Source organism: Paraburkholderia sp. GAS82 (genome assembly GCF_050436285.1).
GTDB lineage: Bacteria > Pseudomonadota > Gammaproteobacteria > Burkholderiales > Burkholderiaceae > Paraburkholderia > Paraburkholderia phenazinium_B.
In genome coordinates, this window is sequence record NZ_JBNDLX010000004.1 from 282,714 (window position 1) to 304,002 (window position 21,289).

A 21,289-nucleotide genomic window follows, 5' to 3' on the forward strand; every position below is an offset into this window, starting at 1 on the left:
GACCGATTCCTTGCGGTTAGCATCGTGTCATGCGGCCTGGGGCCGCTTCAATTTAGTGCGCCATGGTCATTTCTCACTGGAACCAATGTTCACGTGCTTTCATGATCAACGCCTTAGCGGCATCCTCTTCCATCGCGGTCATCTCGACCAATTCATCTACAGCCAGCTCGGCCAGATCGTCACGTGTGTGAATCTGATGTTCGGCCAGCTTCGCGAGCAGGTCGGCGTCGATGCCGTCCAGGCTCTTCAGGTCGAGTGCAACATTTTCGACCTTTTCTTCATTTGCGATTGCCATCGTCAGCAACGCATCGCGTGAGCGATTGCGCAGCTCGTGCACAGTGTCTTCGTCGAACGCTTCGATCTCGAGCATCTCGTTGAGCGGCACATAGGCGATCTCTTCGAGGCTGGTAAAGCCTTCGTCGATCAGGATGTCAGCCACTTCCTCGTCGACATCGAGACGCGCCATGAACAGGTCACGCAGAACACCGCGTTCCTGATTCTGCTTTTGCGCAGATTCGTCCGGCGTCATGATATTGATCTGCCAGCCGGTGAGTTCGCTGGCAAGACGCACGTTCTGGCCGCTACGGCCGATTGCGACCGCCAGTTCGTTCTCGTCGACGACGACGTCCATCGAATGCTTTTCTTCATCGACGACGATCGACTGCACGGCTGCCGGCGCGAGAGCGCCGATCACAAACTGGGCGGGATCTTCCGACCATAGCACGATGTCGACGTTTTCGCCACCGAGCTCGTTGCGCACAGCCTGCACGCGCGAACCGCGGATACCGACACAGGTGCCGATCGGATCGATCCGCTTGTCGTAAGCGATCACGCCGATCTTGGCGCGCACGCCAGGATCGCGCGCCGCTGCCTTGATCTCGAGCAGGCCTTGCTCGATTTCCGGCACTTCCATTTCGAACAGCTTCATCAGGAACTCGGGTGCCGTACGCGAGAGTTCGATCTGCGGACCGCGAGCGGTGCGATCGACCTTGGCGATATAGGCGCGCACGCGGTCGCCCACGCGCAGGTTTTCCTTCGGAATCAGCTGGTCGCGGCGCAGCAGCGCTTCGACACGACCCGATTCGACGATGAAATTGCCCTTGTCGAGGCGCTTGACCGTACCGGTCATGATGTTCTCGCCGCGTTCCAGGAAGTCGTTCAGGATCTGCTCGCGCTCGGCGTCGCGCACCTTCTGCAGGATCACCTGCTTGGCGGCCTGCGCGCCGATACGGCCAAATTCGATCGACGGCACCGGTTCTTCGATGAACTCGTCGAGCTGCGCATCGGCCTTCTGCTCACGTGCTTCGAACAGCAGGATCTCCTGATCCGGCTCCTGCAGACCGGCTTCGTCCGGCACCACGCGCCAGCGGCGATACGTTTCGTGCTCGCCGCTTTCACGGTCGATATGGACGCGGATGTCCGCATCTTCTTCGAAGAGTTTTTTGGAGGCCGAAGCGAGAGCCGCTTCAAGCGCGGCAAATACCACGTCTTTGTCGACGTTCTTCTCGCGTGCCAGCGCATCCACCAGCATCAACACTTCGCGACTCATTGTTTGCGGCTCCTAAAGTCAAACTTTGGAACGAGGCGTGCTTTATCGATGTCCGCGAGCGTGAAATCGAGCATCGCGGCGCCTTCCTTCCCTTCAAATTCCAGACCGATCGTCTCGCCTTGCGGAGCATGCAGGATGCCCCGGTACGATTTCCGTCCGTCCAATGGCTTTTTCAATGTAATTGCCACTTCGCTGCCTGCGAAGCGTTCGAAATCCGCCAGTTTCTTCAGCGGGCGGTCGAGACCCGGCGACGATACTTCAAGCCGCTCATAATCGATATTTTCGACCGTCAGAACGTGCTGGAGCTGACGCGTGACCTTTTCGCAATCTTCGATTGCGATGCCGGCCGGCTGGTCAATGAAAATACACAGCATGCCGCGCCCGGTGCGCTCCAGATCGACGAGCTCGTAGCCGAGACCCACGACCGTGGTTTCAATCAGTTCCGTCAGTTGCACAGTGCCCTCTAAGATGTTCGCGCGGCAAGCCTGCCGGTTTTACCTGCAAACAACCTGCGGGCCGCGCGCCAAGCTGGCGCACGTTCGTGCTACCCGAGATGCCGAACCACAAACTAAAGCGGCAAAAAAAAAATGGGCGAAACGCCCATCATCTTATTGCCGGTGGTCGCACCTGAGCCGCACATGAAAAGCCGCACGCCCAGCGACTCTGCGATTGTAGCCATTTTTCAGGACAAACGCAAACCGGCGCAGGGCATGAAACACGCATTTCCGCTTGATTTCACTGCGATCTTGGCTCAGATGGGGGCGAAAAGCGCATTGCGCAAGGTGTTCGGCGCAGCTTACGGGGTTAGATCGCCAGTGGATCTCGCCCCGAATTTTGCATTCTGATTTTGCGGCCCGAATTTACGTTTTGTGGCGTGCTCGCTTTTTGCACGACGCAGGCGTGCCCGACACGCCTGTCGAAACCCTTGCGCGGGCCGTATCCAGCCCTGCTGTCCTAGCGACCGCGCGAGCGTCCGCGAGGACCGCCGCCGCGATTCGCTCCGGCGTTCGGATTGCCGCCGCCCGAGCGGTTCGCATTGCCGCCGCGGTTGCCCGGGCCTGCACCCGGTCCGCGACCGCCGCCGTTGCCCGGGTTGCCACCCGCAGCGCCAGCGCGCTTGCCGCCGCCCGCAGCGCGATTGCCGTTGCCCGACGGCGCACGGTTGCCATCGACTTCGCGGCCACCGCGCGGCACATTCGCCCCGCCACCGCTGCTCATCGGACCGGTGAAACCACCGCCGCTCGCACCCCGTCCAGCACCGCGACCGTAACCGCCGCCAAAGCCGGAACCGGCGCCACCGCCGAAACCACCACCTGCCGCACCGCGACGCTGACCACCGCCACGCGGCGGTTGCTGATCGAAACGGCCATGCGACATCAGCACCGGCTCGCGATTAATGAAGCCCATCGAGGTTTGCATCGGATCCGGCTGCTTGCGCTCAGGCGCCGCGCTGCGGCCACCCTTTTCTTCGCTGGTGGCCTTCAGCCCCACCGATGCCATCAGGCTGCGCACCTGGTTGTCTTCGAGTTCTTCCCAACGGCCGCGCTTCAGACCCTTCGGCAGCGAGATCGGGCCGTGGCGGGTACGGATCAGGCGGCTGACCATCAGGCCGGCTGCTTCGAACATGCGGCGCACCTCGCGATTGCGGCCTTCGGCCAGCGCGACGTGATACCAGTGATTGGTGCCTTCGCCGCCACCGTCGCGGATACGCAGGAAGTTCGCCGGGCCGTCTTCGAGTTCGACGCCGTGCAACAGTTTCTGACGCATCCCTTCGGCCAGCTCACCGACCACGCGTACCGCGTACTCGCGCTCGACGCTGTAACGCGGATGCATGAAGCGGTTTGCCAGATCGCCCGACGTGGTCAGCATCAGCAGACCTTCGGTGTTGAAGTCGAGACGGCCGACCGCCAGCCACTTGGCGGTTTTCATCGGCGGCAGCTTGTCGAACACCGACGGACGGCCTTCCGGATCGGCGTGACTGACAATTTCGCCAGTCGGCTTGTGGTACAGCAGCACGCGCGGCGGCTTGTTTTGCAGCTTGCGCTTGACCGGCTTGCCGTTAATGCGAACCTGATCGGTCGGCATGATGCGTTGACCGATGTGAGCCGGCTCGCCGTTGACCGAAACGCGGCCGGCGATGATCAGCTCTTCCATATCGCGGCGCGAACCCATGCCCGCTTCGGCGAGCACCTTGTGCAGCTTCGGTGCGTCGTCGTCCGGGGACAGCACACGCTTCGGCGCAGCCGGCTTGCCACGACGCAGCATCGGGGCGCGCACGCCGCCGGTGGTGCTGTTGTCCGCGTCGAACGCGGGCGAGGTCACGTAAGAAAACAGATCGTCCGGGTTCGCGTCCGACGCGGCCGCGGCCACGACCGGCGCTTCGCCGCCACGGCGATTCTGACGCGGGCGGCCGCCTTCGCGAGGACCGCCTTCACGGGGTTGGCCGCCTTCGCGCGGACCACCCTCACGGTTCGCCGCGCCTTCGCGCTTGCCACCTGCATTGCGGCGCGGACCCTGCCCCTTGGAGCCCGGCTCCTTGCGCGGCATGCGAACCTGTGCGACTACTTCGCCGTCCGGCGGCGCTTCCGTCACGACCGGTTCGGCCGCACCTTCCGCAGTCTTGTTCTTCGCCCCCGCGCGACGTCGCGCGATCAGGCTACGCGGCCCGCGGCGCAGTCCGCGGCGCGGACGTTCTTCGCCCTCGGCGCCTTCGGCGTTCGCCGGGCGATCGGACTCGCCTCCCGGTGCCTGCGAAGTACGCGTTTCGCCGGCGCGCGTGGCATGCACAGCGTGCTCGGATTCGGACGAATCGGTATCGTGGGTATCTGTCAAAACAACCTCAAAATGTCAGGTCGCGCGCGCCCGTTGCGGGCGCGGCAAAAAGTTCGGTTACGTCAGGCGCTGCGCGACTCGTTTTCGTCGTCGGTCAGTACGCCCGCGTCCTGTGCGACATCGTGGCGATCTTCTGGATCGCCATGCGCCACACGTGTCGGGTTCGACTCGACGGCGTGCTCCGTACCGCGGAGTTCGCCCGAGTCGTGCGCGGGTGTTGCGGGACCGGCCTGGGAGACCGGATCCTGATCTTGTGCAACCGGAGCGGCGCTTGCGGCGGCATCGGCTTGCGGTTCAGCATGTTCTTCAGCAGCAGTGCCGTGGTCGGGCTCTGCAAGGCCAGCTATTTCCGTTCCTGCCGGCGGCGCCGCCTCGGCGTCTCGAGCAAGCGCATCTTCTTGAGCCGGGGCATCTTCATGTTCGGCAAAAGTGGGCTCGACACTATCGTGGGCACTGTTCAGCGCCGCAGCCACGGGCTGCTCTACGGCAACCGGTGCGTCAGCGGCCACGTCTTCCCCCGACACCGTCGCATCGGCCGATGCCTCGGCGTCTATCTCTTCGTTCCCTTGCGCTACAGCGTCAGGAAATTCGATCGCATGCTGGCCCAGCAGATCGGCGTTCAGCTGCGCAGACGGATCGTCCAGCGGCGGCAATTCGTCGAGTGCCCGCAAACCGAGGTCGTCGAGAAACTGCCGGGTGGTCGCGTACAGCGCAGGCCTGCCGGGCACGTCGCGATGGCCGATTACTTCGATCCAGCCTCTATCCTCGAGTTGCTTCACCACCTGCGTGTTCACCGTCACGCCACGAATCTCTTCGATATCGCCGCGTGTGACCGGTTGCCGATACGCAATAATCGCGAGCGTCTCGAGAACGGCGCGCGAGTATTTCGGCGGTTTCTCGGGATGCAGCCGATCCAGATACGAACGCATCGCGGGCTTGCTTTGAAACCGCCAGCCCGACGCAAGCCCAACCAGCTCTACGCCGCGCCCTGACCAATCGTGTTTCAGGTCTTCGAGCAACGTGCGAACCGTATCTGCCGACACGCCGTCGGCAAAGAGCTTGCGCAGCTCAGCGAGCTTTAAAGGCTCCTGCGCGCAGATCAAGGCAGTCTCGAGGACGATCTTCGCCTCTTGGGTATTCATGCAGCTAGGTCAGACCCTGTGGTCAAAGAACCGGATCAAACAGACGATTTGGAACTGAAGACGCGCTCGCCCGATTCTGATCGGTCATATTGATGGGAGCACGCACCGGGGGGAGGCGAAACAGGCAATCGAGCCAAACCCAGCCGGACGGAGCAGCGATATTCCTGCAAGGAATCGCGTGACTGAGCGCCATATTACGCAAAAACATTCAATGCGTAAAGACGAAATCCCGGCGACTCCCGCATTTCATGTGCATTTTCCAAACGCGCTTTTCAGCCCTGCATTTCGTTCCTGTGGACGCTTTAACGGCCAACCGCTTCAAAACGGTGTCACAAGACGGGCTCACCCGAGCCCAATACCGCTCTGCCGCGGCCACAGAAGCCACGCATTCAGCTCGCAGCGTGCTGCGCGAGGAACTGCCGAAGCCGAGCGACGCCGGCGTCGAGCCGGGCCGGGTCGCAGGCGTAGCACCAGCGCACGAACCCCTCGCCCTCCTGACCGAAGGCGCTGCCGGGCGCGAGGCCCAGGCCCACCTCGCGCACCAGCGCCTTGCACAGGGCAAGACTCTGCGCCGCGCCTGGCAGCGAGAAGAACAGATACATCGCACCCAGCGGGGCCTTCACGTCGACCCCTGGCAGCGCGGAGAGCGCCTCGACCAGGTGATCGCGGGAAGTCTGCAGGTCGGCCACCAGTTGCCGCGTGAGCTGCTCGCCCTGCTGAACGGCGGCCACCCCTGCCTGTTGCACGAAGGCCGGCGCGCACGACGTGTTGTACTCGACCAGCTTGCCCAGATCGTCCATCAAGGCCGCCGGCGCGACGATCCAGCCGAGCCGCCAGCCGGTCATCAGCCACGCCTTCGAGAACGAGTTGACGCAGATCACGCGCTCGTCGCGTCCGGCCAGATCCAGAAAAGACGGCGCGCTGCGGGCCGCGTCGCCAGCATAGTAAAGCCGCTCGTAGACCTCGTCGGCGACGATCCAGATGCCATGCCGCCGGCAATGCTCGAGCAGGATGCGTTGCTGGTCCGCGCTCATCACCCAGCCGGTCGGATTGTTCGGCGAGTTGATCAGCAAGAGCTTCGTGTCTGGCGTGAGGGCAGCAAGCAGGCGCTCCAGATCAAGCGCCCAGCCTTGTGCGCCATAACCGAGCGCGACAGTCTCGACATGGGCGCCGAGGATCTTCGGAATCTCGACCAGATTCGGCCAGAGCGGCGTGACCGCCACCACCCGGTCGCCGGCGCCTACCACCAGCTGCGCAGCCAGCATCAAGGCGTTGACCCCGGCACTCGTGACCGCGATGTGGTTATCCGAGGTCGCGCCGTGCAGGCGCGTCACGTAGCCGGCAAGCGTTTCGCGCAGTGGCGCAATGCCGAGGTTGTGGGTGTAGAAGGTGGCGCCCTGGGCGAGTGCATCGCTCGCCGCCGTCCGGATGAACTCCGGCGTCACGCGATCGGACTCGCCGAACCAGAACGGCAGCACGTTCTCCACACCAAACCCGGCGTTGGCCACTTCACGAATCTGGGAGGGGCGCAGCGCACGGACGGCGTCACGCGCGTTCGACAGGAAAGGGGCGGACAGATCGGATTCGCTCATCAAGGCATCCAGGCGGGTCGGTTCAGGTTATGAGACATGTAGCATACAGGCCGATAGTTTAGCCAACTCGCCCCGTTCTACCGCAGATCCTCCGCGCGCGCCGGCAATTGCCGGATCAAGCCCCATACCGCCTCCGCCGCCGGTGACAGCGACCGGTCGCGCCGCCGCACCAGTTCGACCGTGCGCTCCGCGCGCGGCACCAGCGGCCGTGCCACCAGCGAGGTATCCGCGGGCAGCGGCAAAGCCAGCCACGGCAGCACGCTGACGCCCACGCCCGCCTCCACCAGCCCGAACACGGTGGCCGAATGCCCCAGTTCCTGCACCACCGTGGCGCTGACGCCATGCTCGCTCATGACGGCGTCGATGATCGGCCGGCTACCGGACGCGTAATCGAGCATCACGAGCCGCTGGCCTTCCAGGTCCGACCACGCTACCCGCGTCTTCGCCGCCAGCGGGTGATCGGCGCGCGAGACGAGGCAGAACGAATCGGTCATCAGCGGCTCGCTCAGCAGATCGTCCGCGGAAAACGGCCCAATGACGACCCCGAAATCGACCTCGCCCGACTTGACCTTGCGCACCACATCGCTTTGCACGTCGTCGCGTAGTCCCAGAGTGATGAAAGGAAACTGCTTTCCGCACCCCGCCACCACCTGTGGCATCAACCGGCAGGCGACCGTCGGGCTCGCCGCCACCACCACCCGCCCGCGCCGCTGCTCGCCGATCTCGCGAATCTCACGCAGCGTGTCGTCGAGATCGGCTAACAGACGCGAGACGCTCGATACCAGGTTGCCGCCCACGTCGGTCAACTGAACCTCGCGGGTGGTCCGGTCAATCAGCTTGAGGCCGATTTCCGCCTCCAGTTCCCGCACGCAGCGGCTCACCGCCGACTGCGTCAGCCCGATCTCGTCGCCTGCGCGGCTAAAGCTCTGCAAGCGCGCGACCTCAATGAAAACCCTTAGCTGGCGCAGCGTGACATTCATCCTGCTTCCTCATCAATGACCTCATTTGATGAGCATTGTATTGTTTCTTTTGGTGCCTCACAGCCATTCGATCATTTCGCTGCGATGCAGCAATAAGGCGCAAACGCACGTTGCGCGGGCCTGATTGCACAAGATTGGTGATTGTCCCGATTTGCGGGACGGCTTTTTTGGATTCTTATACGCCCCTGACTAACGCCCGCGCTGGCCCGATGTTACGGGGCTTCGAGGTAGTTTTTAACAAGATGGCACGCTTCGTGCATTTGGATGCGCACTGGGTCGGCGCCATGGACCTGGTTGCATAACCAGAACCGTGGCTAGCCCGACCCCGCCTGGCACTCGCGATTGAGTGCATGGAGAGTGCGCGGCGCGGGGCAGCGCACCGGAGTTAGCTTCGCTGAGGTGAGACATGATGCTGTTCGACGATTTGAGAGACAACGAGTGGGCGCTGGTCGAGGCGTTGTTCTGTGCGGAGCCAGCACGGAGCGAACGACGCGGTCGGCCACGTGTGGAAGCGCGCGCGGTTGTCAATGCGGTTCTGTGGGTACTCTCGACGGGAGAAGGCTGGTCCAAGCTTCCCGGCCGTTACCCCTCGCCGCCGACCTGCCGCCGCCGTTTCGACGAATGGCAAGCTGATGGTACGCTCGCCGAAATAGTCAAGCGACTCGGCACGAGCGGCCGGGAAATCTCGCTGCGTGGCCGGATTGGCGCGACGGCTGCCAAGCCGCCCGCACCGCCGAGCCGCGACCGCCTGCGCGGCGCCTTCTGGACCAATCCGGAATCGTGGCGCGCGCCGGTCAAGATGGCCTGAGACACCATTGTTATGCCGCCGGGCGCCCTTGGGCGCCCGGCGTGTATCTGCCAGACTGAACCCAGCCTGGGCTGTGTCGGCGACGGCGCAGCCGCGAGAGTCGCGGACGTGCGCGGTACGCTGTTCATCAGCGCCGCGCCGAAACCCGACTGCCGTGCTACAGACACGCAGTGAAACATCCATTTACGATTACTTACAGCGTGCTTTCGCTCCTGAGCATACCGTATGAGTATGCACAAAAACCCAAGCCAACGGGTTTGAATGGAGCCCAGCATGAAACCAATGTCACTGCTTCTGTGCGGCATTGTCGTTTCATTGATTGCCGCACCTACCTTCGCACAGCAAAGGTCCCAGGGTTGGAACTGGCGGCCTGACCGTACTGCCTCGCTCGAGACGTGGCAACAGGGGGAGCGCCCTCGGGAATTCACTCCGCCCGCACCGCGCGGCGATTTGCGCGGCGACATCGCAAGTAACGTACGCACGCGGCCGGAGCCGCCGCGCGAGAGCGAGCAACGCCGTCATTAAAACGACGCGTCAGCGGGCTCAGGACGAGCCCTGAGTCGATTGCGAAACGGACTGCCCTGACGCGGGTAAACCTTGCGGAGAATCGCAGGAATTCGCGAGCATTCGTGGGAACCAGCGGGACTCGAGCCAGTCTCATCTATGCCATCAGCACAGCGTGGCAGTAGTAATTCCGGTACGCCCGTATCCTTGCGATACGGGCTTTTTTTGCGGATTTGCGAAAGTGCGCAGCAATGCCAAAGCACCGGCGGCGACGCGCCGGCGCCTGTCCTCGAACAGCGCAGTTTGACCTACGGGCGAACTTCCAGATCCGCCGTACGTCTCTCCGCGGCAACGTAATCGTTCATCCTGCGCGCGGTCCAGTTCAGCGAACGCTCATCGCGCTCGAGGCGGGCAAATTCGGCCCGGCCCCGGTCGGTCAGCACGGCGATGTCGACCGGCGCATGAAAACCCGGAGCAGGTGCAACCGTGCGTTGCCGAACCGTCTCCATCAAGCCGAGCGCGCGAAGATATTCGAATACACCCGGGCGCCGGGCCCACGGGACCTGGCGGTATTGCGCCCGCCGCAGCGCTTCAAGAACTGCTTCGTTGGAATACGTGGTCATCTCACTTCTTTCTTAAAGTGCAGCCCATGACACATCTTTGCGCAGCACATCACCGCGCCACCAGTGACGCGCGTAGCACCCACCCATGGCAGGGAGTGCATCGCAAGGGCGATGCCACCGTCTCCCGCCAGGCGCCACCTGTTATTCCATGTTTTGGGGTCCCCGATCGAACCTCGTGCTAGCGTCCTTTTCACGTGCCTATGATGCGACCGAGGTGGCGCGATAGCGGCAGGCGTGAATGTCCCCAAAAACCATACGTTACCCCATTTAAATTGATTCTATTCACTTTATTGGCGCTTTTTTTTGCAGCAATTCTGCTAACGAGGCGAGCGCGCGTCCCGCTCGCACTGGCCGTTATGGCCCTCTTCTGGCTGTTTGCGGCGGGCTGGCTAGCAGCGCCGCTGCTCGACTGGGCCCAACGCAATCCGCAACCCCTGACGCCCCCAAAGTACGGCGCGCACACGGTGATTGTGATGCTAGGCAGCGGCACCTACTATGACGACGATCATAAACTGGTCCCGAAGCGTGACGCATTGGCGCGGATCGCGACGAGCGCCGAAATCTATTCGGCATGCAAACGAACCGGCGCACTCTGCGAAGTCATCATCAGCGGCGGCAACCCGCAGCGGCACGAAGCGTCGGAAGCCGATACCTACCTGCCCTACCTGCTGCAGAGGCAGGTACCGCGCGCAGACGTCACCCTCGAAAACCGCAGTCTCACGACCTACGAGAACGCCCGTGACGTGGCCGCGCTCCTGCAGGCGCAGCACTACGATTCGTTGATCCTGGTCACGTCCGCGTTTCAGATGCCGCGCGCGCTGCTCGATTTCCATCGCTTCGGACTCGCGCCTGAACCCGTCATCTCCAATACGCGCCATGTACGCGTCGGGCTGCTGCCGCGTTACGAGAATTTCGTCAACGCGGAGATTGCGTTGCATGAACTGGTCGGCATTGCGCAGTTTCATGTGTACCGGTGGCTCGGGTGGTTCTAAGTGCGACGGTCGTGCGCGTGGCGGCCGCCGCGCATCGGCGCCTCACGCCTTTAGTTAGTTATACGTACTTATTTGCGAGCCGCCCGCCGCATGCCCCCGAAAGCGACGGCAAGCTGGCGGCATCGAGACCGCGCAGCTTCTTCCGACACTGCCCAGGTGCGGGCTCGCCACGCGGCAATAACGCCCGTTGCATCCCGGAAATAGGCCGCAAACGTAAGCAAATGTAACTATCCGTCAAAACTGTTACAAAGCTTCTGTTGGAGCGGATATTGCTCGCTAGAATGCACTGTCCTTCCTGATCGGACAGGCAGTACCTAGCCACAACCACTCTACGGAGGTAACGATGAAGAAAGTGTCCCTGGCGATCCTGGTTTCCCTCTCGGCCCTGACGGGCGCAGCGTATGCACAGACCGACAACGGCGTCATGATGAGTACCGATCCGGCCAAGGCCGCCGACGTCGAACAACGTGCCCAAGATTTGCAAGCCCAGCAACAAGCTGCGGAAAGCCAGCATTCTTCCATGCCGGCCATGCATCACAAGATGGAACACAAGAAGGCGCCGCATCATATGAAAGCGGCAAAGCCCGACGCGGCCAGCCAATAATTGCACGTGGCCCGCACCTGACCGTTTGGCTGCCCTGCGCAGCCGCTCAGCGAAGGTCGAAAAGCCGAAGCCGGTCATGCCAGCTTCGGCTTTTTGTTGTCTGCCGCGCGCAGGCGGTATGCTAAAGTCGCGCACCGAAGAACCACCCCCAACCCGTGCGCACCCTGGTGCGGAGGACAGAATGAGCAACATCCAGCTTGACATCGAATGGACCGAAGCGGCATCCCGCAAGATCGAAAAACTGATGCCGCGCGGCGGTCAGGAAGCGTACCTTGCGCTGCCACCGGTTGAATGTTTGCCGATGGAGGGCGACGTGCTGTTCCTCGGCCCCGATGGCAAACAACAGCCGTTTATTGTCGCGGAACGCCAGTATCACCACGATGGCGACGCGGACTGGACCATCATCCTGATTCTCGACGTACCGCAGTCGACGCACTAAGCATTGCAGACAGACGGCGGGCGAAACGGGCGAAACGTTTTTTCGTCGCCCGGTTTCCCCGACGGAATTGCCATCTCCACGCCTTCCGCCGTGCTGAGTTCCGTTTAGCAAAAGAGCAGGACATCTGTCGCCTCGTGAACTGCATGCGGGCATGCTTGCGTGCATCGCGTTGCCGCCGCAAACATCTGCACAAAGGCCCAAAAATCCGTCGTCGGAGAGAGACCCGACCTCGACTTTGGCGGGCAGCCTCCACACCCCCGTGCTACCGTTATTCCCATACGCAGACGGCTTTGCGCGTGTGTGATAACCCGTACATTCACGCGAAGTTCGAACTGCTAGACTGTTTTTCGACCTATTAGTCGGAGGCCAGCGTGGCTGGAATCGAGCTCCGTCTCTTCGGGCAGCGTCTTCGCCCTGCCAACGCCACGGCCCAGTTCCGGTGCGGCGCAGGACTTCGTTGTGCCGCATCGCACGCCTGAGACCACGCCACCATGCCCACCGTCGAAGAACTGACGCTGACCGGACTTCTGCCCCATCTGGTGCGCGACGAGGGCGGCTGGACCGCCACATGGCGGGCACTGACGCTGCATAGCGTGTTTCAGCCCGTACTCTCGATCACCCATCAACGCATCGTCGGTTATGAAGCGCTGTTGCGGGCCTTCGATCCCGTCGGGCTGCCCGTCACGCCCGATGTGCTGTTTTCGGGCACACGCTCGGCGAGCGAAGCACGCGAGCTTGACCGTATCTGCCGTTGCCTGCATGTGGCCAACTTCATGGAGCAGAACGTCCCGGTGGGCTGGCTGTTCCTCAACACGCGGCCGCAAGTGTTCGAAACCGGCTGGCCGCAACGCGCTTTTATCGACGAACTGTCTGCACACTTCGGACTGCCCCAGGAACGCATCGTCATCGAAGTGCTCGAGCAGCCGGCCGACGATGAATCGGCGGTGGCCAGCATGCTGAGCGCCTCTCAACCACGCGACTTCCTGATCGCCATCGACGACTTCGGCACCGGCTTTTCGAACTTCGACCGGGTGTGGCGCTTCCGCCCCGACATCGTCAAGCTCGACCGTTCGTTGGTGGCCCGCGCAGGCAAACGCCAGGGCGAGGAATCGCTGATCGGCCACCTGATCGCCATGCTGCATCAATCGGGGACGCTGGTGCTGGCCGAAGGCGTCGAGACCGACGATGAGCTGATGATCCTGATGCAGGCCGACGTGGACTTCGTCCAGGGGTTCTGGCTGGGCCAGCCGAAGGGTTCGGTACAGGCTGCCTGCGAGCGCGTACCCGCGCTGATCGACTCGATGTGGCGCAAGTTCGCCGACTACGAACGCAAGTACGCGCGTCACCAGCGACTTGGCTTCGAAGGATTCGCCGAAGCCGTCCTGGCGGCAGCGGGCAGCTTCGCGGCGAACGGTGATCTGGCGCAGGCTGCCCAGTTCGTCTTTTCGATTCCGGAGGCGCGCCGGGTGTTCGTCACGGATGCACAAGGCGAGCAAACCTCTCCGTCGATCTGTGCGCCTTCGGTACCTGCGCCGCCCGAGCGGCTCGCGCCGCTATTGGCGACGACGCGCAGCAACTGGTCGCGCCGGGCCTACTTCAAGCATGCGCTAGCCGCACCTGGCCGGGTTGCCATGATGGGCCCGCACTACTCGCTGATCGACGGCGAAGACTGCTACACCGCAGCCGTCACACTCGAGCGCAACGGCGAGACAACGATCCTGTGCGTCGATTTCATTCCCACGGCCCGCAACGCGCCCGTCACGCGCAAGCGTTGAGGTCCAGTCCGGTTCAATCGTCGATGCGCCCGCCGCGGCCGGACTTGATCTCGCTGCGATGCGCCTTGGTTTCGAGCCGGCGCCGGTTCGACGCCCGCGTGGGCCGCGTTGCGACACGTGGGGTGCGGGTGACGCTGACGCTCTGAATCAGTTCGTCGAGCCGCGCCAGTGCCGACGCACGATTCATCTCCTGGGTGCGATATTCCTGGGCCTTGATGATGACGACACCGTCACGCGTCAGCCGGCGATCCGACAGCGCAAGGAGCCGCATCTTCAGGACGTCGGGCAACGACGACGCGCGCACATCGAAACGCAGATGTATCGCGCTCGACACCTTGTTGACGTTTTGCCCACCGGCCCCTTGCGCGCGCACGGCGGTCAGTTCGATTTCATTGGGCGGGATCGGATAGCGAGATGTCATGGCATGGTATGGAGCAACGAACACGCAAGTGTACACATGCGCCCTGAGGGCGTCTTGCGCATCAAAACACGCACATCAAAACAAACCAAAGAGCTTGCGCATAGGGAGCCGATTCCACCCGGGCCCCGCCATAGGCAAGCCGGCCCGCTGCAGAAAAACGGTTGCCGCCTGCCCCTGCCTCGCCGATACTCGCACCCATCGCTTACAACGTAAATCAGAATGAAACTGCGCCCCGCTTTCCTGCTCGAACTGGCGGTCAATCTGCTGCTGCCATGGCTCGCGTACCGGCTCGCGGCGCCCCATTGGGGCGAGACCGGCGGCCTGATCGCTTCGGCCGTGCCGCCAGTGATCTGGAGCCTCGTCGAACTGGCTCGCTTTCGGCGCGTCGACGCCCTCAGCGTGATCGTGCTGCTCGGCATTGTGCTGTCGATCGGAGCGATGGCGCTGGGCGGCAGCCCGCGCATGCTGCTGTTGCGCGAGTCGCTGGTGTCCGGCGCAGTCGGCGTGGCTTTCCTGCTCTCGCTGCCGATGCCCCGGCCGCTGATCTTCTACCTCGCACGTGCCACCGTGGCGCGCGAAGTGGCTGGCGGCGGCGCACGCATCGACGCGCTATGGAACGAGCGCCCCGCTTTCGCCTCCTCCATGCGCATGATGACCGCCGTATGGGGCGTGGGCCTCACCGGCGAAACGGCAATACGTTCGTGGATGGCCTGGACCTGGCCGATCGAACGCTTCCTGGTAATCTCTCCGTTCATCGGCTACGGCATCTACGGCGGCCTGCTGGCCTGGACGCTGTGGTATCGCAAGAAATTGCGCGACCGCGCCGGCGGCGACGTGCAGGCGAACAGCATGCCCGGCTAAGCAGCATGGGGCGGGCTAGCCCCGAACCTTGAGAGACAGCATAACAAACGCATCCACGCGACGAAACCTGGCCGAACGGACGAGGTCAGTTAGGCCCTAAAATCAGTTAGACTCATCATCGGTTTAGGGCTTCCCTGCAGCCTCATTTTTGTCGTGGTACGCAAACTCCAGGCAGTCGATGCGCTATTCGGTCGAGATCAAAAAATTCCTATATAGCCAGTACTTTTATGGCGGCCTGCGGATCGCGGTCGGCGTGTCGTTACCGGCTATCGTGTGCCTGCTTCTGTTTCATGACCAGGAGCTAGGCTTCACGATCGCGACCGGCGCGCTCGGCGCGTGCGTGGTCGACATGCCGGGCCCGCTCAAGTACAAGCACAACGAAATGCTGGCGTGCAGCGTGATCGGCTTTCTGTCCGCGCTCGCTACCGGCATCGCCACCGTCAACCCGGTGGCGCTGTGGTGCACCGTGGTGCCGCTGACCTTCGTGCTGTCGCTGATCGTCGTGTACGGCAACCGCTGGCCGCAGATCAGCTTCGCCACGCTCTTCATGATGATCATGACGCTTGAAGAGCACTTCACGCCGCTACAGGCGCTCGTCAATGCGGCGTGGATTCTGGCGGGCGGCCTCTGGTACACCTACTGGTCCACGTTCGTCAGCCGCTGGCAACTGCATCGTATCGAACAGCAGGCGCTCGCCGAAAGCGTGTTCGCCTGCGCGGACTACCTGCTCGCGCGCTCCGACTTCTACGACCTCGAGAACGACCTCGACGACTGCTACCGCAATCTGGTCGCCCGGCAAATCGCCGCGGTCGAACGTCAGGACGCGGCCCGCGACATCGTGCTGCGCAACCTGCCCAAGCTCAAGAGCGGCAAGCTCGAACCGCGCCGCGCCATGCTCTTCAACCTGTTCATCAATACGGTGGATCTCCACGAGCTATTCGTGGGCGCGCATACCGACTACCCCATGGTGCGCAACACGTTCGGCGGCTCGGACATGCTCACCTTCTATCGCGACCTGATCCGCAAGGCCGCCTCCGACCTGGAAGAAATCGGCCTTGCCGTCCTGCAGAATCACCCGCCGCGCAGCCGCATCAACGTGAAGGCCGAATTGCGCGCCATCGAGTTCGAGATCGAACTGATGCGCAAGCACGATATGCCGGCGAAAAATCCCGAGGCCTATTCGGCGGTCTCGGCTACGTTCAGGCGTCTGTGGAGCGCGACACGGCTGATCGACAAGATGCGCCAGAGCCTCTCCAGCGAGGCGCGCACCACGGAAACCGAACTTCGTCTGGACCAGGCGCTGTCTCGCTTCGTATCGAGCCGGCGCGTGCCGTTCGGGCAGATCTTCTCGAACCTGACCATGGCTTCGCCGAGCTTTCGTCACGCGCTGCGCGTGACGATTGCGGTGGCTATCGGTTTCTGGCTCGGGCGGCTGTTGCCGCTCACCAATGCGTACTGGATCGTGATGACCACCGTCATTATCCTGAAGCCAGGCTATTCGCTGACCAAGCAGCGCAACGGACAGCGGATTATCGGCACGCTGATCGGCTGTGCGGCGAGTATCGCGCTGATGGTGTTCGTCAAGAGTCCGCACATTCTGCTCGTCGTGATGTTCGCCTCGATGGTGATGAGCTACAGCCTCCTGCTGTTCAACTACGCCGCGAGCGTCGTGTTCACCTCGGCGTATGTGCTGCTGATGTTCCACCTGCTCGCGCCGGGCAGCATGCGGATCATCGGCGAACGGGCTATCGATACCGTGATCGGCTGTGCCATCGCGATTGCCGCCAGTCATCTGTTCCCCTACTGGGAATACCGGCTGATGGGCAAGCTCGTCAACAGCATGATTGCCGCCACCCGGCAGTATCTCGAAGCGAGCTGGTGGTGGAGCGGCAAGCCCACGACCGTCGCCACCGAGGTAGTGACGGAAGCCGGTGCACGGGCGCCCGCTGCGGCGATGGCCGACCCATCGGCGAGTCCTGTGGCCGCCAGCTTTGGTGCAGCGGGATTCGGCGGCGCCAACTTTGGCGCAGCGCAGCTTGCTGCGGTTGGGGCGAACGGCAACGGCGCAACCAGCACTGCGGCTGCCGCCGCGGCGCCAGCCGCCACATCAACCACGTCCGCCGCCTCAGCCGCAGCCGTCGCGCTCGAACGCGACTACCGCTACCGTCTCGCCCGCAAGAACGTGCACGTCGCGTTCGCCAATCTGGGACAGGCGTTCCAGCGCATGATGCTCGAGCCCAAGACAGCGCAAAAGTTCGTCCCTGAACTGAATGACCTGCTAGTGCGCAGTCACGTGCTGGCCTCGCAGATCACAGCAGCAGCGCCGTTGTTGCGCACCTCGGCGCAGCAGCCGGAAAGCGTCTCCCTGCAGCCGCTACAACGCGTACTGAGTGTCGTCCGGGACAATCTTACGGAAGCCGAGGCAGGCACCGCACCGCCCGCGAATCAGGCCGACTTGACCAAACAGCTTGCGCGCGATCTCGATGAGATGGTGATCGAGGCTGAGAAATCGGCAGACTATCCGGCGGAGGCCGTGCATGAGCTGAAACTGCTGTCGCATCAATGCAAGCAGATGCTCACGGCCGCGAATCTGATCCGTAGGGATGCCAGCGTGATTCGTCTGCCGGACGCATAGGTCGATAGGCCGCATCCGCCAGCGACCAAGGTGACACGCCGGTCGTGCTCTCACACAGCGAAACCGAAGCGCAGGCGCCAACGAAAGCGCGATGGTGCCGCGCAGCGCTTCACTGCGATGCGCCGCTCGCACCGGCAGCCGCCGCCGCGGCCGAGGCGACGCTGGGCGCCACGGCGTTTTCACGGTCGAATTCGCGCTTTCCGCTGATCGCGTTGTACAACAGCGTGGCAATCACAACCAGGACTGCGATCACGATAAACACGGCGATGCCAAAGGTCGGGTTCTTCTTGCGCGGTTCGTTCATGAGGCAGCTCGACTCTCGTGTAATGAATGACCAGGAAGCCTGGCATTCTACGCCCACCAAGCTTGCGCGGGGCTTGCGGAATACGCCCTTCTCTGATGAGTCGCGGTTTCTGCGCGCCGGCTCGTTAGAGAACGTGGCCCCTATCATTGCCGTTCGCGCACACCAGTTCCCCTCTCGAATATCGGGCTCGGCACCGCTTCATGGGACACCGTCACCGTGTCGAGCGCCGCAAGAAAATCCCTCGCATCGAACAGTTCTCCAAGGCTTGCGACACCGCTCCGCAACACGCCCTTGCCGCTCAGCAAACGCTCAGTCGCCTCGACGACAATCGGTGCGCTCACCGCATAGATGTCACGCCCCGTCGCAGTGACACGGCGCGTCACTCCACCCTGCGCGATCACGATGTCCACAACGAATTGTTGAGCCGACCGCCCCTGCTCATCATGCGCGCGAGGTGCGGGTGTATTCGGATCGCGAATGTCACGCAGGGCCGAAACAGCGAGCCAGGACTCGACGGTGTCGACATCCAGATGACGCGAGACCGTGAGCACCTCCGTAAAGGGAAGCATCATGACGTCCATGTTGCCGAACGGCGATGGAAATGACCACACGCCTTCGGGTACAGGCTGCGGCACAGGCGCCAGTGTTCCCTGCCCCTGGATAAGCCGTGTCGCGCGATTGCGTGCGCCCGTGAGGCGTGTTCCAGGCGTCGGATGCCAACTGTCCAGACTGATGGCGATATCCACCCTGTCGAGCCGCTTGTCTTTGTCTGCAGTTGCCGTAACGAGCAGATCGGCGAGCCCGCCGTAAAACGCCGCTGCAGGGATAAGCGTCACGCCAGCAGCGCGTGCCCGCGTGTCGCGATGCTCGATCAACGCCTGGAGCGCGGCCTGTTCCGCCGTCACGTCGAGATAAGGGATCCCGGCGCGCAACGCAGCATCGACGACCGGCAACGCCGTATCGAGAAAAGGGCCCGCGCAGTTGATAACGGCGTCCGTGCCGCGAAGCGCCGAGTCGAGTTGTTCAGGGTCATCGACTGCTGCCACTCGGAATGGAGTCGAGTCCCGCACGCTGCTTTGCGTCAAGCGCGCCGCGTTACGCCCTATCCGCACCACGCCAAAGCCACGCCGCATCAATTCCGCAACAACAAAGCTCCCCGTGTGGCCTGTGGCCCCGTAAACCGCAACAGTCATTCGATTATTCATGATGGACTTCACTCCTCGTCAGATTTGACAACGATACAGACCTGTCTGTTTTATAATACAGGTCCGTAGCGTCGTCAATACAGATCTGTAGCGCCATTCACTACCGGCTGCTATGATCAAACCCTGTTGCAGCAAAGAAACTCTTCGAGGTTGAGCCCGAATGAACAAGCGAGAACAAGCGCGCACGCTCGCACCTGACACGCGCGAGCGCATTCTGCGAACCGCCAGCGAGCTTTTCTATCGCGAGGGGACGCGCGCAGTGGGCGTCGACCTTATCGTGGAGCGTGCCGGCGTCGCCAAGACGAGCCTGTATCGTCACTTCGGAACGAAGGACGACCTGATCGAGGCCTTTCTTCTGCTTGAGGACGAAGACTTCTGGCAGCATTGGGACACGGTTGCGGCGCAGCACAAAGGGGCGCCGCGCGAGGAACTGGACGCACAGCTCCAATGGATCGGCGAACGCATTGCGCGTCCGGGCTATCGCGGCTGCCCGCAGATCAACATTGCCGCGGAATATGCCGACGAGAACCATCCGGCACGCAAGGTCGCGGTGGCGCACAAGCGAGAATTGCGCCGGCGGCTCGGGGAGCTGGCACACGCCTTACGCGTCGACGAGCCGGAGACTTTCGCTTTACGGCTGGGCACGATCATTGACGGCGCACTCAGCAGCGGACAGGCGCTGCACGCAGAGGGGCCTGTCCGGTTCCTGCAGGAACTGGCACACCTTCTGATTCCGAAAAAAGGCAGGAAGTAACTCACCCGGCGTGTCGTACGAAACTAACGGTTTGCCGGTACGAGCGATGCATCCCTTTTGTTTCCCGCGCTTGATTTCGTATCGTGCGTGGCGGCGGACAACTATAACGATCCAGATCAATGGCGTATCCCATATGTCGTCCTCTTCAACATCTTTTTTTCCAAGGTTAGCTAACTAAAACTTCGCTTCCCGCCGCGCGCAGAATTTCGCGACTTTACTTACGGCGGATTACCAGAACCGCTATCGCTTCTGTCGCTCGGTAGAATGCTATTGCGCTGCTTCACTCCCTCGTAGCGGCGCGGTTTTTCTCAACATATGTGTTAAGGCCCGCTCCCAGCGGGCCTCTTTTTTGTAACGGCACAAAGCCGCGAAGACTGTAGCACTGGCGTAGTCATTTCCTGACAGATTTATCAGGAACCTCTCGAACGATGTCGTGCTAACTTTGGCAAAAATGGCTGATTAAAAAATTATAAAAAGCACTCCGAATCGTAAATCGCACTTCTATTCGTGTGCAGGCCATTTAAACAGCTTCTTTATTCATACGTAACCGGCTTCATTCGACCCATAGATCGTTTGGACCGCCGGGCCTTAGCAGTTGAGTTAAATCGATTCGCTTGTGCGAGTCGGCTGATCGAAACGGAGGACATGTGGACAGGACCAACTTCTTCTACTCCTATCGTGGATATGTCGTGTGCTGCGCCGCCGTTCGAAAAGACTCAGGCGCCTTTCGCGCGATCACGGAGATCGGTCGCTTTCACTGCGACTCCCCGCTCATTGTCGAGCACTCACCCTACAACGTCCTGTTTCTGGAGAGCCGTCAGGCGATCTACTACATGCTCAGGTGGGCAGAAGACTTGATTGACGACGTGCTCGAGAACCGCCACAGCGCGGAGAGAGTCGCCTTTTCAAGGTGATTGAGAAGAGGTACCCGTTGAAACATTATCTGTCTCCCGGCGCGGCCGCATCTTCGGCCATCCTGCGCCAGCGACCGCGGCGTGCACGCCACCCTGTTCGCCCGCGCTGGCCCGCGCTGATTCACCGCTGGCGGAACGTGCCTGACTCTCAGCCGCTTGCCGTCTTTCGCCTGCTGATCACGCCAGACGGTCGAACCCAGTCGTCCGTTTTCCGCACAGATGATGCGTCCCGAGACGCACGCGCTTTTCCCACTGACTCAGCTCCGGATTTCACCAAACTCGACGTCGGTGTGCTTGTCCAGATATGCGATGCATCGGACGCACCGAACGGTGTTGGCGCGCTTGCAAACGGGAG

At 62.3% G+C, this 21,289-nt stretch carries 20 protein-coding genes and 1 pseudogene; 11 read left to right on the plus strand and 10 right to left on the minus strand.

The features are described from left to right. Positions 1 to 73: 73 nt before the first annotated feature. Both nusA and rimP read right to left on the minus strand, forming a co-directional pair. Positions 74 to 1,549 carry a transcription termination factor NusA gene (gene nusA / locus P3T17_RS14725; RefSeq protein ID WP_074264986.1) on the minus strand — a complete coding sequence of 492 codons (1,476 nt, stop codon included), beginning with the start codon at positions 1,547 to 1,549 and terminating at the stop codon, positions 74 to 76. Continuing rightward, on the minus strand, positions 1,546 to 2,004 hold the full coding sequence (rimP, locus tag P3T17_RS14730; RefSeq protein WP_074264987.1) for a ribosome maturation factor RimP: 459 nt from the start codon (positions 2,002 to 2,004) through the stop codon (positions 1,546 to 1,548). Before rimP ends, nusA begins: the two co-directional genes overlap by 4 nt. Before the next feature lie 132 nt (positions 2,005 to 2,136). Between rimP and P3T17_RS14735 the strand changes: the two genes are divergently transcribed. Beyond that, complete coding sequence (locus P3T17_RS14735; RefSeq protein WP_429407502.1) at positions 2,137 to 2,394, plus strand: hypothetical protein; 258 nt, start codon at positions 2,137 to 2,139, stop codon at positions 2,392 to 2,394. Between the two features lie 109 nt (positions 2,395 to 2,503). On the opposite strand, the gene rluB is transcribed toward P3T17_RS14735, so the two are convergent. The 4 genes from rluB to P3T17_RS14755 form a co-directional block, all read right to left on the minus strand. Next, a complete protein-coding gene (gene rluB / locus P3T17_RS14740; protein WP_429287541.1) occupies positions 2,504 to 4,381 on the minus strand; it encodes a 23S rRNA pseudouridine(2605) synthase RluB in 1,878 nt (625 codons plus the stop codon). 62 nt (positions 4,382 to 4,443) lie between these two features. Then, positions 4,444 to 5,523 (minus strand): SMC-Scp complex subunit ScpB, encoded by a 1,080-nt coding sequence (gene scpB, locus P3T17_RS14745; RefSeq protein WP_429407504.1) that lies wholly within the window; start codon positions 5,521 to 5,523, stop codon positions 4,444 to 4,446. Between the two features lie 389 nt (positions 5,524 to 5,912). Then, on the minus strand, positions 5,913 to 7,115 hold the full coding sequence (locus P3T17_RS14750; RefSeq protein ID WP_429407506.1) for a pyridoxal phosphate-dependent aminotransferase: 1,203 nt from the start codon (positions 7,113 to 7,115) through the stop codon (positions 5,913 to 5,915). A 77-nt stretch (positions 7,116 to 7,192) separates the two neighbouring features. Further along, positions 7,193 to 8,095, minus strand: a complete 903-nt coding sequence (locus P3T17_RS14755) for a LysR family transcriptional regulator (RefSeq protein WP_074264992.1) — start codon at positions 8,093 to 8,095, stop codon at positions 7,193 to 7,195. A 409-nt stretch (positions 8,096 to 8,504) separates the two neighbouring features. Here P3T17_RS14755 and P3T17_RS14760 point away from each other — a divergent pair. Both P3T17_RS14760 and P3T17_RS14765 read left to right on the plus strand, forming a co-directional pair. Further along, positions 8,505 to 8,900 (plus strand): annotated as a pseudogene (locus tag P3T17_RS14760) (transposase); the annotation flags it as partial. A gap of 276 nt (positions 8,901 to 9,176) precedes the next feature. Then, the gene (locus tag P3T17_RS14765; RefSeq protein WP_074264993.1) at positions 9,177 to 9,428 is read left to right on the plus strand and encodes a hypothetical protein; all 252 of its coding nucleotides are present in this window, start codon (positions 9,177 to 9,179) and stop codon (positions 9,426 to 9,428) included. 287 nt (positions 9,429 to 9,715) lie between these two features. Here P3T17_RS14765 and P3T17_RS14770 read toward each other — a convergent pair whose 3' ends face one another. Continuing rightward, positions 9,716 to 10,030, minus strand: a complete 315-nt coding sequence (locus tag P3T17_RS14770) for a hypothetical protein (RefSeq protein WP_074264994.1) — start codon at positions 10,028 to 10,030, stop codon at positions 9,716 to 9,718. Between the two features lie 272 nt (positions 10,031 to 10,302). Between P3T17_RS14770 and P3T17_RS14775 the strand changes: the two genes are divergently transcribed. From P3T17_RS14775 to P3T17_RS14790, 4 genes are all read left to right on the plus strand, one after another. After that, a complete protein-coding gene (locus P3T17_RS14775; RefSeq protein ID WP_429287537.1) occupies positions 10,303 to 11,022 on the plus strand; it encodes a YdcF family protein in 720 nt (239 codons plus the stop codon). A 343-nt stretch (positions 11,023 to 11,365) separates the two neighbouring features. Then, complete coding sequence (locus P3T17_RS14780; RefSeq protein WP_429287536.1) at positions 11,366 to 11,626, plus strand: hypothetical protein; 261 nt, start codon at positions 11,366 to 11,368, stop codon at positions 11,624 to 11,626. Between the two features lie 181 nt (positions 11,627 to 11,807). Continuing rightward, entirely contained in the window at positions 11,808 to 12,065 is a 258-nt protein-coding gene (locus P3T17_RS14785; RefSeq protein ID WP_074264996.1) for a DNA-binding protein, read from the plus strand. Between the two features lie 491 nt (positions 12,066 to 12,556). After that, a complete protein-coding gene (locus P3T17_RS14790; RefSeq protein WP_429407508.1) occupies positions 12,557 to 13,840 on the plus strand; it encodes a sensor domain-containing phosphodiesterase in 1,284 nt (427 codons plus the stop codon). 13 nt (positions 13,841 to 13,853) lie between these two features. On the opposite strand, the gene arfB is transcribed toward P3T17_RS14790, so the two are convergent. Then, entirely contained in the window at positions 13,854 to 14,261 is a 408-nt protein-coding gene (gene arfB, locus P3T17_RS14795) for an alternative ribosome rescue aminoacyl-tRNA hydrolase ArfB (protein ID WP_074264998.1), read from the minus strand. Between the two features lie 219 nt (positions 14,262 to 14,480). On the opposite strand from arfB, the gene P3T17_RS14800 reads away from it, so the two are divergent. Together P3T17_RS14800 and P3T17_RS14805 are read left to right on the plus strand one after the other, a co-directional pair. Next, positions 14,481 to 15,122: a VC0807 family protein gene (locus P3T17_RS14800; RefSeq protein WP_429407510.1), complete on the plus strand. Its 642-nt coding sequence runs from the start codon at positions 14,481 to 14,483 to the stop codon at positions 15,120 to 15,122. Positions 15,123 to 15,300: 178 nt separating this feature from the next. After that, on the plus strand, positions 15,301 to 17,757 hold the full coding sequence (locus P3T17_RS14805) for an FUSC family protein (protein WP_429407512.1): 2,457 nt from the start codon (positions 15,301 to 15,303) through the stop codon (positions 17,755 to 17,757). 109 nt (positions 17,758 to 17,866) lie between these two features. Here P3T17_RS14805 and P3T17_RS14810 read toward each other — a convergent pair whose 3' ends face one another. After that, the gene (locus P3T17_RS14810; RefSeq protein ID WP_074265001.1) at positions 17,867 to 18,061 is read right to left on the minus strand and encodes a hypothetical protein; all 195 of its coding nucleotides are present in this window, start codon (positions 18,059 to 18,061) and stop codon (positions 17,867 to 17,869) included. Positions 18,062 to 18,204: 143 nt separating this feature from the next. Next, positions 18,205 to 19,266: a saccharopine dehydrogenase family protein gene (locus P3T17_RS14815; protein WP_429407514.1), complete on the minus strand. Its 1,062-nt coding sequence runs from the start codon at positions 19,264 to 19,266 to the stop codon at positions 18,205 to 18,207. 160 nt (positions 19,267 to 19,426) lie between these two features. Here P3T17_RS14815 and P3T17_RS14820 point away from each other — a divergent pair, with 160 nt between their 5' ends. Further along, a complete protein-coding gene (locus tag P3T17_RS14820) occupies positions 19,427 to 20,020 on the plus strand; it encodes a TetR/AcrR family transcriptional regulator (protein ID WP_074265003.1) in 594 nt (197 codons plus the stop codon). A gap of 647 nt (positions 20,021 to 20,667) precedes the next feature. Continuing rightward, positions 20,668 to 20,934, plus strand: a complete 267-nt coding sequence (locus P3T17_RS14825; protein WP_074265004.1) for a hypothetical protein — start codon at positions 20,668 to 20,670, stop codon at positions 20,932 to 20,934. The last annotated feature ends 355 nt before the right edge of the window (positions 20,935 to 21,289 follow it).